The sequence below is a fragment of the Brevundimonas sp. Root608 genome (genome assembly GCF_001427825.1).
GTDB lineage: Bacteria > Pseudomonadota > Alphaproteobacteria > Caulobacterales > Caulobacteraceae > Brevundimonas.
The window spans coordinates 147136-160864 of sequence record NZ_LMGT01000005.1 but is presented as its reverse complement, the minus strand read 5'-3'; the positions used below and the strand labels follow the sequence as shown (position 1 = coordinate 160864).

The window sequence follows — 13729 nt, the reverse complement described above, 5'->3', positions numbered from 1 at the left end:
CCGGGCGCTGTCATCAGCCGTTGAATAGCGGTTCGGCGGCCGCTTCTCAAACGCGAATCCGCCCTGTTACCGCGAAGTAATCCGCCACCGCGTGAGCGGCCGGGGTCCGTCCGCGTTGGCGATTCCGCCCCGCCGTGCTACCGGCGCGGCCATGACGACCCCTCCCATCGACCGTATCCGGAATTTCTCCGTTGTCGCCCACATCGACCACGGCAAATCCACCCTGTCCGACCGCCTGATTCAGTTCACCGGCGGGCTCACTGCGCGTGAAATGTCGGCTCAGGTTTTGGATTCGATGGATATCGAGAAGGAGAGGGGGATCACGATCAAGGCGCAGACGGTGCGTCTGAACTATACGGCGAAGGACGAGCTGGACTACGTCCTGAACCTGATGGACACGCCGGGGCACGTCGACTTCGCCTATGAGGTCAGCCGGTCGCTGGCGGCGTGCGAGGGATCGCTGCTGGTCGTCGACGCGTCGCAGGGGGTCGAGGCGCAGACCCTGGCCAACGTCTACCAGGCCATCGACAACAACCACGAGATCGTCCCCGTCCTCAACAAGATCGACCTGCCCGCGGCCGAGCCCGAGCGCGTCCGGCAGCAGATCGAGGACGTCATCGGCATCGACGCCTCCGACGCCGTGCTCTGCTCGGCCAAGTCCGGCATCGGCATCGAGGACGTGCTGGAGGCCATCGTCACCCGCCTGCCGGCGCCCAGGGGCGACCCCAACGCCCCGCTCAAGGCCCTGCTGGTCGACGCCTGGTACGACCCCTATCTCGGCGTCGTCGTCCTGGTCCGCGTCTTCGACGGCACGCTGAAGACCGGCCAGCGCGTCAAGATGATGCAGAACGGCTCGACCCATCTGATCGACCGCGTCGGCGTCTTCCTGCCCAAGAACACCCCGGTCGACCAGCTCGGCCCCGGCGAGGTCGGCTTCATCACCGCCCAGATCAAGGAGGTCGCCCACGCCGCCGTCGGCGACACCATCACCGACGAGAAGAAGCCCACCGCCGAACCGCTGAAGGGCTTCAAGGAGGTCCAGTCGGTGGTCTTCTGCGGCCTGTTCCCGGTCGACGCCGCCGACTTCGAGGACCTGCGCGCCGCCATCGGCCGCCTGCGCCTGAACGACGCCAGCTTCACCTATGAGATGGAATCCAGCGCCGCCCTCGGCTTCGGCTTCCGCTGCGGCTTCCTCGGCCTGCTGCATCTGGAGATCATCCAGGAGCGGCTCAGCCGCGAGTTCAACCTCGACCTGATCGCGACCGCCCCGAGCGTGGTCTACAAGATCGCCCTGCGCGATGGCTCGGAGATCGAGCTGCACAACCCGGCCGACCTGCCCGACGTGATGCAGATCATGGAAATCAGCGAGCCGTGGATCAAGGCGACCATCCTGACCCCCGACGAATACCTCGGCGGCGTCATCAAGCTGTGCCAGGACCGCCGCGGCTCCCAGGTCGAGCTGTCCTACGTCGGCTCCAGAGCCCTGGTGGTCTATGAGCTGCCGCTGAACGAGGTCGTGTTCGACTTCTACGACCGGCTGAAGTCGATCTCCAAGGGCTACGCCTCGTTCGACTACGAGCTGTCGGACTACAAGGTCGGCGACCTGGTCAAGATGAACATCCTCGTCAACGCCGAGCCGGTCGACGCCCTCAGCATGCTGGTCCACCGCGGCCGGGCCGAGATGCGCGGGCGCAGCATGGTCGAGAAGATGAAGGAGCTGATCCCCCCGCACCTGTTCGTCATCCCGATCCAGGCGGCCATCGGCGGCAAGATCATCGCCCGCGAGACGGTCCGCGCCCTGCGCAAGGACGTGACGTCCAAATGCTACGGCGGCGACGCCACCCGGAAGAAGAAGCTGCTGGAGAAGCAGAAGGCCGGCAAGAAGCGGATGCGCCAATTCGGCAAGGTGGAGATCCCGCAGGAGGCGTTCATCGCCGCGCTGAAGATGGATGAGGATTGAGAAAACCTACAGACGCAATACGTTAGCATTCCAACGCCTGATCCCTCAAAAATAGCTGGGTGCCCATGAACGGTATCGTCATCTCCAAGGCTCTCCGAGATAGTCTTCCGCCAGAAGAGCGAGATGACATCGAAGATCGCCTCTGGATCAAGAGCGGGGGGAAGTGTTTCCTTTGCAGCGACGAGATGAACCGCGCTTCGGAGGTCTTGGAAGCTGATCACGATATCCCCACCAGCATGGGTGGGGAGAATGCCGCGTCTCCCCCTTCGAACTGGCCGCTAAGCTTTCTGATGAATGGGAAGGCAAGCTTCGGACCTATGAGGAGTCAGTTTCTCCTGGGGAAGCCTCGGAACAGGGGTTTTTGTCATCCTTCTCCGACCCAGTCGAGAAAAGGCGGGCGAAGGACGCCTTTGAAGCCGCGCTCGTCCAGAGGGTTTTATCCGACCCCACCCTCGACCTGTCGAACTATGTGCAAAAGGTTAGCACGGAGAAGAATTCTCGACCGATGATCACCGAGAACTCAGTAAAGCGGAAGGTCATCGAAAGGCTCATATCCGTAAAGGCGATGCCCGAGCGGGGAGAGGAAATGGCGGCTCAACGACAAGCTGAGCTACAAAACGTTGTTCGGATACTTAATCAGTTTTCACAATCTGCTTTTGATTCCTCTCAGTCTTTGTCAGCTCAATCTGAAGAGCGGATGAAGAGGATGATGTTCCAGTCATCTCTTCAGTATGTTGCTGACCTTTTACGTGAGGCTTCCGCTCATATATTGGCCGAGAAGAGCGATAAAGTATTTCTCCGAGGAGATTTTTCAGGAGGAAAATGGACCAACGTTGAGGCGGCGATTCAACGGATTATAGATCATCCGATTTGGACGGCCGATTGGACGCACTCGGACCGGACTCGCGCGGTCTATGAGGCGTTGCAGAAGAACCAGAATGCCGAAATGGCATTCGAGGCGGTGGGGCTGAAGCTGGGCTACGTAGTCGGCGCGGACAAGCTCAAGGCAAACGCCTTGGACTAACGCTACATGGGTGAGGCTCGCTCCTCGTACTCTGAGTCGTCGGAGCATATCCAGGCGATCAGGCTCTCTATTCCATGCTGATCCAGCTGGCGGACACCGCATTCCCATACGGTAGCGATCCGCCAGCCCATCGCCTGTAGCGCTTGTTGGTTTCGCGCATCTCGTTCGACGTTGCGGGCAAATTTTTCGGCCCAAAATTCGGGTCGAGTTGCTGGGGTCGTGGTGAAGCGGCATCCAGGATGGCGGTGCCAGAAGCATCCATGAATCAGGATGACGGCTCGGTGCTTGGGAAGGACGATGTCCGGTCGCCCTGGGAGGTCAGCAGCATGCAGCCGATAGCGAAAACCAGCTGCATGCAAGGCTCGTCGAACCACCAGTTCTGGTAGGGTATTGCGGCCCTTGATGCCCGACATCATGCGGGATCGGGTCACCCTGTCGACAACATCAGCCATCTCGACCTTTTCACATGGAGGTTTCGAGCGACCCTGGTACATAGCGATTGGATTCAGGGCGCGAGAACTTCAAGGGCATGCCATCAACGTATCAGGTCGTCGATCTGTTCGCCGGACCGGGCGGCCTTGCCGAAGGCTTCTCGTCGTTTTCCGATCACGGAGGACATCGCCCCTTCGAGGTCACCCTGTCCGTTGAGAAGGAGGCGTCCGCGCACAAGACGCTCCAGCTCCGTGCCTTCCTTCGCCAGTTCAAGAAATTTCCTGGCGAATATTACGAGGCGCTGAATAGCGGTCGGCAACTGCCCAACTGGGCTCAGACACACGAGCGAGAATGGAAGGCAGCGCTTGATGAAGCGCTGCAGCTTGAGCTCGGCAGTGAGGAAGCTGCGGAAGTCCTGGACAGAAGGATCGCTTCCCTGGTGCGACAGGGAACTCCTACAATCGTGATCGGCGGTCCTCCCTGTCAGGCATACTCTCTCGTCGGGCGCTCCCGAAATCAGGGCATCGAAGGCTACGTTCCGGGGGATGACAATCGTCATTTTCTCTACCGTGAGTACATCCGAATTCTGCAGGGCCTGAAGCCTGCAGCGTTCGTGATGGAAAACGTGAAAGGCATTCTGTCGTCGTCGGTCGATGGACGGCGCATATTCGACAGAGTGCTTGACGACCTTCGAGCGGCAGACGGCACCGACGGTTCATACGAGCTATTCGCTATCGGTCGGGATGATGAGGGACGGGCCGTGCTGAAGCCGTCCGCCCGTCCTCAGGACTTTATTGTCCGAAGTGAGGAATTCGGCGTCCCTCAGGCTCGCCACCGAGTCATCGTTGTTGGCCTTCGGCGGGATGTTGCGGCGAAGATGCCATCGGCCGCCGATAGACATGGCGCGTCCGCCGGAGCGCCCACATCCGTTCGAAATGCGATTGCCGGGCTCCCGGTTCTTCGAAGCGGCCTGAGCAGAGGTGATGACGGTGACACGACCTGGCGGGGCGTAGTCATCGAACAGATGGACAAGGTCATCTCCGCCTTGGCTCGGATGCCGGAGATGCTGGATGTGTTGTCGGCGGCACGGGAAGCGCAAGCCCCTTTCAAGGCCTCGAATTCCACTCCTCCCCGATCGTCGCTCGCCGTTGCGCCATTGTCTTCGGAGTGTCCCAAAGCGCTCGCCAACTGGCTGACAGACAGCCGCCTGGAAGTGACTCTCAATCATTCGAGCCGAGGCCACATGACCGAAGACCTCGGTCGATATTTCTTCAGCGCCGTCTTCACCGGTGTCCGCGGTCGCGCCCCGAAGGCGGAGGATTTCCCCGGCGCACTTGCGCCTGCTCACGCCAACTGGGCGTCCGGCAAGTTTGCTGATCGTTTCAGGACGCAGCGGTGGGATCAGCCTTCGACGACGGTCACCAGCCATATCTCGAAGGATGGACACTATTTCATCCATCCCGATCCGAGCCAGTGTCGTTCGCTGACTGTCAGAGAAGCAGCAAGGCTTCAGACATTCCCTGATAATTACCTCTTCCTGGGCAATCGTACTGAGCAATACGTTCAAGTCGGAAATGCTGTGCCCCCGTTCCTGGCGAAGCAGATCGCAGAGGTTCTCTGGACGAGCCTAACCGACGGCGTCTAGTTTCTACCTCGCACCCCGATTCCCCGCCCCGCCTGCGTTTGCGGGCCGATTTCGCCCTTGTTCCTGGCGCCCGTCCGGGCGGGCTTATCCTTGTGCGATGACCGATACGCCGCTCGCCAACACCTATCCCCATCGCACCCCGAAAGGGCCGCGCAAGCCGCGCGATCCGGATGCGCCCGCCCACTACCGGCTCTCGACCGAGACGTGGGAGATCATCCTCAAGGAATATCGCGAGGGGGCCACGGCGCCGTTTCTGGCGCTGAAATGGCGGGTGTCGCAGCACGCCGTGCGCAAGCGGATCACCCAGCACGGGGCGACCAAGCGCGACTGGGGCGACGCCCAGGCGATCGGGCAGGCGCTGGCGCGCGAGGCCGAGCTGGAAGAGGCGCGGCGCAACAGTCCCGAGGCGGTGGCGGCGCGGCTGTTCACAGGGATCGCGGAACTGGATGAGACCGAGGCGGGCGATCCGGCGGCGCTGGCGCGGGTGGCGACGCGGGCCTCGGGCCGGGCCATGACGGGACGGCTGTGGGCCGAGGCGCGGGCGCTGGTCGGGCTGGCGGAGGGCTATGCCCGGCTGGCCGACCGGGCCGCGCGGGGCCGGGGCGACGCCTGGGCGCAGGAGCCGGACGAGGCGGCCTACGAGGCGGTGCGGCGCAAGTTGCTGGGGACGGATACAGAGGACGGCGAGCCGGTCTGGCCCGAGGCGGACTGAGGCGGCGGCGCGGCCGGATGTTTGTCCGCTACCGGACCTGTCTGTCCATATGGACGCTCGACAGGCGCCGCACATGATGATGATGGAGCCAATCGCGGACCTTGGCCGTTAGGTGAGGTCAATCCGCCGAAAGGCGCCGGAGAGCCAGCCGCAGATGTCACCGCCTTCCACGTCCGCCGAACCGACCCGCCGGGTCTCCACCGGGATCGCGGAGCTCGACAGCGTGCTCGGCGGCGGGCTGACGGCCAACCGGTCGTATCTGCTGGAGGGCACGCCCGGCTCGGGCAAGACCACGATCGCGCTGCAGTTCCTGCTGGAGGGCGCGCGGGTCGGCGAGCGGGGGCTGTACATCACCCTGTCGGAAACGGCCGCGGAACTGCGCGAGGTGGCGCAGAGCCACAACTGGTCGCTGGACCAGGTCGAGCTGTTCGAACTGGTCAATGAGGAGGGGCTGGACCCGGACAGCGAACAGTCGATCCTGGAGCCGTCGGAGGTCGAGCTGGGCGAGACCCTGTCCGGCGTGCGCGAATGCGTGGACCGGATCCGGCCGGCGCGCGTGGTCTTCGACAGCCTGTCGGAGATGCGGCTTCTGGCCCAGAGCTCGCTGCGCTACCGCCGGCAGATCCTGGCCCTGAAGCAGTATTTCTCGACCCGCAACTGCACGGTGCTGATGCTGGACGACCGCAGCTCGGATCCCGGCGACCTGCAGCTGCACAGCATCGCCCACGGCGTCATCACCCTGGAGCAGGCGGCCCAGGAATACGGCTCGGAACGGCGCCGTCTGCGGGTGGTGAAGATGCGGGGGGTGAAGTACCGCGGCGGCTTCCACGACTTCGCCATCGAGACGGGCGGCGTCGCCGTCTTCCCGCGGCTGATCGCGGCCGAACATCACCGGGAATTCACCGACACCCTGCTGTCGACGGGCGTGCCGCAGTTCGACGAGATGCTGGGCGGCGGGATCTCGCCCGGCACCAACACGCTGCTGAACGGCCCGTCGGGCGTGGGCAAGACCACGACCGCCGTCCGGGCCGGCCTGACCGCCATCGAGCGGGGCGAGAAGGCGGCCTACTATCTGTTCGACGAAGGCGTCGCGACCATGATGGCGCGATCGCGCGCCATGGGCATGGACCTGCAGCCCCACATCGACAGCGGCGCGCTGCAGATCTTCCAGATCGATCCGGCCGAGCTGTCCCCCGGCGAGTTCGCCAGCTGGATCCGCCGCGCGGTCGAGCAGGACGGCGTCCGGTTCATCGCCATCGACAGCCTGAACGCCTTCCTGCAGGCGATGCCCGGCGAGAAATTCCTGCTGCTGCAGATGCACGAGATGCTGTCCTACCTGAACCAGCAGGGGGTGGTGACCATGCTGGTGCTGGGTCAGCACGGCATCGTCGGCGACATCCGCTCGGAGATCGACCTCAGCTATCTGTCCGACACCATCGTGCTGTTCCGGTATTTCGAGGCGCGCGGCAATGTGCTCAAGGCCATCTCGGTCGCCAAGAGCCGGACCACCCGGCACCAGGCCAGCATCCGGCAGTTCCGCCTGACCCACACCGGGCTGGAGATCGGCGAGCCGCTGAAGGACTTCGAGGGGGTTCTGACCGGGCTTCCGAACTATCGCGGCGGAACCGCCCTGATGTCGGCCGAGCCGGCGGCGGGTGACGAGTGAACCTTCAGGACCGCGTTCTGCTGCTGGCCCTGCGCGGCCGGGACGCCGAGGTGATGGCCCGGGTTCTGACCCCGGAAGGACACGACTGCCGGGTCTGCGCCAGCGTCGACGATCTCGCGGGAGAGATCGCGACCGGGGCAGGCGTCGCCCTGGTCACGGAGGAGTCCCTGCACGCCGACCGGGGGCGGCTGACGGACTGGCTGGACGCCCAGCCCGCGTGGTCCGACTTTCCGTTCATCCTGCTGGCGACCAAGCGCGCGGGACGCCGGCCGCGCGACGCCCAGATCGTGCTCGAGCAGATGGGCAACGTCGTCGTGCTCGAGCGGCCGATCCACGGCGAGACCCTGGCCAGCGCGGTCAAGTCGGCGCTGAGGGGCCGCCGGCGCCAGTATCAGGCGCGGCAGCTGCTGGACGACCTGACCTCGGCCGAGGATCGGCTGACGCAGCTCAACGCCAGTCTGGAAACCCGGATCGCCCGGCGCACCTCGGAGCTGTCGACCGCCAACAACCGGCTGACCGCCGAGGTCGCCGAGCGCGAACGCGCCCAGGCGGCGCTGGTGCAGGCCCAGAAGATGGAGGCGGTGGGGCAGCTGACGGGCGGCATCGCCCACGACTTCAACAACCTTCTGACGGTCATATTCGGCAATCTCGAACTGATCCAGCGCCGCACCATGGACGAGCGAACGGCGAAATTGACGGGCTACGCCCAGCAGGCGGCCGATCGGGCGGCCAAGCTGACGCATCAGCTGCTGGCCTTCTCGCGAACCCAGAGGCTCAATCTGCAGCCGGTCGACCTGAATGCGCTCGTGTCGGGCATGAGCGATATGCTGGCGCGCACCATCGGGCCGCAGATCACCATCGAAATGGCCCTCGACGGGGATCAGCCCTGGGCCATGGCCGACGAGAACCAGCTGGAACTGGCGATCCTCAACCTGGCCATCAACGCCCGGGACGCGATGGCGGACGGCGGGACGCTGCGGATCTCGACACGGTCGGAAACGGCCGATGACGCGACGCTTTCGGCCGGCGACTATGGCGTGGTGACGGTGTCGGACACGGGCACGGGAATCCCGTCCTCGCTGATCGACAAGGTGTTCGATCCGTTCTTCACGACCAAGCCGGTGGGCAAGGGGACGGGGCTGGGGTTGAGCCAGGTGTTCGGCATCGCCCGACAGTCCGCCGGCACGGTCCGGATCGACAGCACGGAAGGCCGGGGCGCGAGAATCGAGATCTGGCTGCCCCTGACGGCGCCGGTCGCGGTCGTCGCCGGGCCCGCCGCGCGGCGGGACCTGCCCGTGCGCACCGAGCGCGAGCGGGTTCTGGTCATCGACGACGACGAAGGCGTGCGCCAGTTCATCGTCGATAGCCTGGAGGACTCCGGCTACGCCGTCGTGGCCTCGTCCAACGGGGCCGACGGCTTGAAGTCGCTGCGCGAGGCGGCGCCCGATCTCGTCATCGTCGACTATGCGATGCCGGGCATGAACGGGGTCGAGGTGGTGAACGAAGCCCGCCGCCATCTGCCCTCTTTGCCGATCATCCTGGCGACGGGATATGCGGACATGGCGGCGGTCGACGCCGTGGTCGATCCCGGCCGGGTGCTCAGGAAGCCGTTCCGCATCGACGACCTGAACGCGGCGGTCCGGGCCGCGTTGGCGCAACGGGAAACCGCCCGGGCGTAGTGACGCGGACGGGCCAGACCCGCCAGGGATCGGCCGCCGTCAATCGTGCCCGTGGCCGTCCGCCTCTGCCTCCGTCGCCCCCGCCGACCAGCCTTCGCCGCCGGTCCCGGCGAACCAGAACGGCGCCCGGGCCCTCTGCCGCGGGGCGACCTCGTTCATGCCGGTGTCGTACACCCGGCCGTTGGCGATGGTGTAGGCGATGGAGGTGGTGTCGCGGATGTTCTCCAGCGGGTTCCGGTCCAGCACCACCATGTCGGCCAGCTTGCCGGGCTCCAGCGAGCCCAGGTCGCGGTCCAGGCCCAGGGCGCGGGCCCCGCTGATCGTGCCGGCGCGGATCACGTCCATCGGAGCCATGCCGCCCTGGGCGAGACTCCACAGCTCCCAGTGGGCGGCCAGGCCCTCGCGCTGGCCATGGGCGCCGATCAGGACGGGGACGCCCTGCTGCGACAGCCGCGTCGCCTCGCGCGCGACCGAGATGTGGTTCCACTCATTGTCCGGCAGGGTCACGGGCCGGCGGGCGCGGGCGTCGAGCAGGCGGCGTGGTACGTACTGCGTCAGGATCGGATGCTCCCAGACGTTGCTCTCCTGATACCAGTAGTTCTCGCCGTAGCTGCCGCCGAAGGCCACCACCAGGGTCGGATTGTAGGCCGTGCCCGTCTGCCGCCACAGCTGGTGGACGTCGTCGTACATGCGGGCCAGGGGGATCGAATGCTCCACCGTGGTGTGGCCGTCGACGATCATCGACATGTCGGCGTGGAACAGCGAGCCGCCCTCGGGGACCACCATCATGTTCAGCCGGCGCGCCGCCTCGATGATCTGCTGGCGCTGGTCGCGGCGGGGCTGGTTGTAGCTCTTGACGCTCCACGCCCCCGCCGCCTGCATGCGGCGAAGGGTCGACAGGGCGTCGTCGAGGCTGTCGATCTTCACGGTCCCGGCGCTGGTCGCGCCGTACAGGATCGAGCCGGTCGAGAAGATGCGCGGGGCGACCACGCGGCCGGCGCGGGCCAGCTCGCTGTGGGCGAAGATCTCGCTGGTGTCGCTGGACGGGTTGTGGATCGTGGTCACGCCGAAGGCGAGGGAGGCGTAGTCGACCCAGCTCTGCTCCGGGATGATCTCGTCCGACCCCATTGACCCGTGCCAGTGGGCGTCGATCAGGCCGGGCATGATGGTCTTGCCGGCCATGTCCATGACCGGGACGCCGGCGGGGACGGGCGTGGTCGCGGCCGGGCCGATGGCCTCGATGCGGTTGCCGTCGATAATGACGACGCCGTTCTCGATGACCTCGGCGCCGTTCATGGTGATCAGCCGGGCGCCGGTCAGGGCCATGCGGCCCTCGGGCTTGTCGGCCCCGGCGGTGAAGCCGATGTTGATCCCGCGCTCGTCGGGTTTGGGCAGTTCGTCGGGCGCGCCGTCGACGAAGGCGAAGGACTGGTTCAGGTCGCGGGTGAAAAGCTCGGGCCCCTGCGACCACTGCAGCCGGCGGCTGTCGCCGGACCAGCTGAGCCATTCGCCGGAGTCGCGGGTGACCCGGGCCTGCGGCAGGGACTTGCCGTCGGGGGCGATCGTCTGCGGCCGGCCGGCGGCGACGAAGGGGGCGACAAAGGCCTGGAACCGTTCGGTCCAGCCGACCCAGTTTCCGTCGGGCGAGACGGCGAATTCGCTGGCCCATTCCGAGGTCAGGTGGGTGCGTTTCCCGTCGCCGTCCAGGTCGACCGAGATCAGGGTGCGCTTGTCGCCGTCGCGGCCGGTCAGGAACAGCCGCTCGCCGTCGGCGCCGAACTGCGGGCCCTCGCCGTCGTCCGTGACATGGACGGGCTCGCCGCCCGCCGTCGGGATGCGGTAGACGCCGGGATCGCGGCCCCACAGGGCCGAGGTCAGCGAGCCGCCGCTGACGGTGCGATAGACGATCGTGCGGCCGTCGGGCGAGAAGGTCGGTTCGACATAGTGGCCCGGGTCGGGCGTCACGACACGCCCGGTTCCGCCGGACGCCGGAACCACGCGGACGGCGCCGAGGTCCTGATCGTCCCAGGTCGTGTAGACGATCGAACGGCCGTCGCGCGACCAGGACGGATAGAGTTCGAAATGGTCGCTCTGGCGGGTCAGGCGGCGCGGCGTTCCGGTCGGCAGGTCGCGGATCCACAGATTGCCCAGGGCCTCGAACACCACCCGCGATCCGTCGGGCGAGGGGCGGGCCCAGCGGATCATCTTCACGTCGAACCGGTCGGGCGCGGCCTCGACGGGGAAGCGCACCGTATCCTGCACCCGGCGGGTGTCGGCGACGTGGAAGGGAATGTCGGTCACGGCCTGCGAGGCCACGTCGACACGCTGGATCCGGCCGTCGGACCAGAAGACGATGGAGCGGTTGTCGGGCGTCCAGCTGATCGCCGGATAGACCCCGTGGATCGCCCAGGTCTCCTGCATGTCGCGGTCGAGCGCCGAGAAGACCGGGGTCTCGCGGCCGGACTCGATGTCCATGACATACAGGGTCGACTGGTAGCGAACGCGCCGGATGAAGGCGAGGGACTTGCCGTCGGGCGAGGGCGTCGGGCGGATCGAGCCGCCGGGGCCGGTGACATAGGCGTCGATCTCGCCCGTCTCGCGGTCGAGGCGGCGGATGATGTAGATCTGGGTGTTGGGATCCTTCGAATATTCGAAGGTCGTCCCCGGCGTGGCGTCGTCGCTGAAATACAGATAGCGGCCGTCGGGCGAGAAGGCGGGTTCGCCCGTGTCCTTCTGCTGCGTGCGGCGCTCGGTCATCTGCACGCCGCCGCCGCCCGAGCGGTGGTACATCCACAACTCGCCGGCCCCCAGCGAGCGCGCCGAGGTGAAATGCTTGCGGGCGACGATGAACTGGCCGTCGGGCGTCCACTCGGGCTGGTTCAGCAGGCGGAAGGTCTCCTTCGACACCTGGGTCGGGTTGGAGCCGTCGGCGTCCATGATCCAGATGTTGTCGCCGCCGCCGCGATCCGAGGTGAAGGCGATGTGGCGGCCGTCGGGCGACCATTTCGGCTGCATCTCCCAGGCCACGCCGCTGGCGATGGCGCGCGCCTCGCCGCCGGCGGCGGGCATCACATAGATGTCGCCCAGCAGGTCGAAGACGAGGGTCTGGCCGTCCGGGCTGACGTCCAGCGACATCCAGGTGCCGCGCGTGACGTCGATGGGAATGTCGCGCGAGGGTCCGGGCGGGTTCTGGACGTCCCACGCGGGCGTCTCGTCGTCGACGGCGGCGGCGGGCGCCGCGGCCTCCTGCGTCGCCGGAACCGCGACCGGCGCCGGCGCCGCAGTCTGGCCCCACGAGGGACTGGCGAACGCCAGCGAGGCGGCCGTGGCCAGGAGTACGCGCTTCATTCCATAATCCCCGCTGCCGGACGTTGCGAACCGCCTCGGGGGGCCGCGTCCTCGCCACGGCTCAACAGAGCATCCCCGGGGGGGCGAAGTCCAGCCGCCCGGCGACCGTCCCGCGGGCCCCAGCGTGAACTCTTTGTCATGCGGCGGCAGGTTGTGGACGCCCGCCGGCTGAGTCATGGTCCCCGCGGAAATCGGGGCAGGGAGCAGACCGAATGCGTATCCGTGTGATCCTGGCCGGCGTGGCGGCGGCGGGGCTGATGGCGTTCCCGGCGATGGCCCAGGACGGCCAGTATGGCGAACAGCTGAACCGCATCGTCACCGAGGCCGCCGCCGGAACCTGTCTTGAGGCGCTGATGGCGGCGTCCCTGCTGGACGCCTGCAACGGCCAGATCGAGGGCATGGCTCCGGGCCTGAGCGCCATGGGGGCCATCGAATCGGTGACCTTCGTCAGCGCCCAGGACACCCCCGACGGCCGGGTCGAGACCTGGGCCGTCAAATTCTCCGGCGGGCGGACCATGAACTGGGTCATCGGCCATCTGCAGGACGGCAAGTTCAGCACCGTCGGCACGGCGGGCTAGCGATTGACCCTTCTGCCGGGCCTCCTCCTCGCCGGATTGATCGCGGCCCAGCCGGGTCCGCAGACGCCGCCGATCTTCCAGCCCGGCGCACCCGGCGCGGCGGCGCGGATCATCACCCCCGGCGAGGCGGTGGCTCTGAGCCGCTCGACCTTCACCGGCGACGACGTCGCCTTCCTGCAGCATATGATCGTCCACCACGCCCAGGCCGTTGAGATGGTCGGGCTGCTCGAGACCCGCGGCGCCAGTCCGACGGTGAAGCTGATGGGCCGCCGCATCGCCCTGAGCCAGCAGGCCGAGATGGACATCATGCGCGACTGGCTGACCGGGCGCGGCCAGCCGCTGGAGATGCCGGGCATGTCCGGCCACGCCGGCATGGATCATTCCGCCCACGCCGCCCACGCCGGCCCCGCCATGCCCGCCAGCGACACGCCCGTCATGCCCGGCATGCTGTCACCGGCGCAGATGCAGGCCCTGGCCGCCGCCCGCGGCCCCGCCTTCGACCGCCTGTTTCTCGAGGGCATGATCCAGCACCATCAGGGCGCCCTCGACATGGTCGACGCCCTGCTGGCCACGGACGGCGCCGCCGAAGACACCATGCTGTCCGACTTCACCGCCTCCGTCGTCTCCGACCAGTCGGCGGAGATCCTGCGCATGCAATCCCTCCTCTCAGACCTCTGAACCCGCA

Annotated in this window: 10 protein-coding genes; 8 read left to right on the top strand and 2 right to left on the bottom strand. The window is 66.6% G+C overall.

The features are described from left to right. The first annotated feature begins 151 nt into the window (after positions 1-151). Both lepA and ASD59_RS14255 read left to right on the top strand, forming a co-directional pair. Positions 152-1960, top strand: a complete 1809-nt coding sequence (lepA, locus tag ASD59_RS09070) for a translation elongation factor 4 (RefSeq protein ID WP_055831044.1) — start codon at positions 152-154, stop codon at positions 1958-1960. 505 nt (positions 1961-2465) lie between these two features. Further along, positions 2466-2984 carry a hypothetical protein gene (locus ASD59_RS14255; protein ID WP_156376988.1) on the top strand — a complete coding sequence of 173 codons (519 nt, stop codon included), beginning with the start codon at positions 2466-2468 and terminating at the stop codon, positions 2982-2984. A 2-nt stretch (positions 2985-2986) separates the two neighbouring features. On the opposite strand, the gene ASD59_RS09060 is transcribed toward ASD59_RS14255, so the two are convergent. After that, positions 2987-3436, bottom strand: coding sequence for a very short patch repair endonuclease (locus ASD59_RS09060; protein WP_055831040.1), 450 nt, complete (start codon positions 3434-3436; stop codon positions 2987-2989). 77 nt (positions 3437-3513) lie between these two features. Here ASD59_RS09060 and ASD59_RS13935 point away from each other — a divergent pair, with 77 nt between their 5' ends. The 4 genes from ASD59_RS13935 (at position 3514) to ASD59_RS09040 (ending at position 9118) form a co-directional block, all read left to right on the top strand. Next, positions 3514-5061 carry a DNA cytosine methyltransferase gene (locus ASD59_RS13935; protein ID WP_056617444.1) on the top strand — a complete coding sequence of 516 codons (1548 nt, stop codon included), beginning with the start codon at positions 3514-3516 and terminating at the stop codon, positions 5059-5061. 97 nt (positions 5062-5158) lie between these two features. Beyond that, positions 5159-5773 (top strand): hypothetical protein, encoded by a 615-nt coding sequence (locus tag ASD59_RS14695; RefSeq protein WP_055831036.1) that lies wholly within the window; start codon positions 5159-5161, stop codon positions 5771-5773. 154 nt (positions 5774-5927) lie between these two features. Next, positions 5928-7439, top strand: a complete 1512-nt coding sequence (locus ASD59_RS09045; RefSeq protein WP_055831034.1) for an ATPase domain-containing protein — start codon at positions 5928-5930, stop codon at positions 7437-7439. Next, a complete protein-coding gene (locus ASD59_RS09040) occupies positions 7436-9118 on the top strand; it encodes a response regulator (protein ID WP_200943624.1) in 1683 nt (560 codons plus the stop codon). The genes ASD59_RS09045 and ASD59_RS09040 overlap by 4 nt, the downstream gene beginning before the upstream one ends. A gap of 39 nt (positions 9119-9157) precedes the next feature. Here ASD59_RS09040 and ASD59_RS09035 read toward each other — a convergent pair whose 3' ends face one another. Beyond that, positions 9158-12466: an amidohydrolase family protein gene (locus ASD59_RS09035; RefSeq protein ID WP_055831032.1), complete on the bottom strand. Its 3309-nt coding sequence runs from the start codon at positions 12464-12466 to the stop codon at positions 9158-9160. Between the two features lie 212 nt (positions 12467-12678). Here ASD59_RS09035 and ASD59_RS09030 point away from each other — a divergent pair, with 212 nt between their 5' ends. Both ASD59_RS09030 and ASD59_RS09025 read left to right on the top strand, forming a co-directional pair. Beyond that, positions 12679-13044: a hypothetical protein gene (locus ASD59_RS09030; protein WP_055831029.1), complete on the top strand. Its 366-nt coding sequence runs from the start codon at positions 12679-12681 to the stop codon at positions 13042-13044. Between the two features lie 3 nt (positions 13045-13047). Further along, on the top strand, positions 13048-13722 hold the full coding sequence (locus ASD59_RS09025) for a DUF305 domain-containing protein (protein WP_156376987.1): 675 nt from the start codon (positions 13048-13050) through the stop codon (positions 13720-13722). Positions 13723-13729 lie beyond the last annotated feature (7 nt).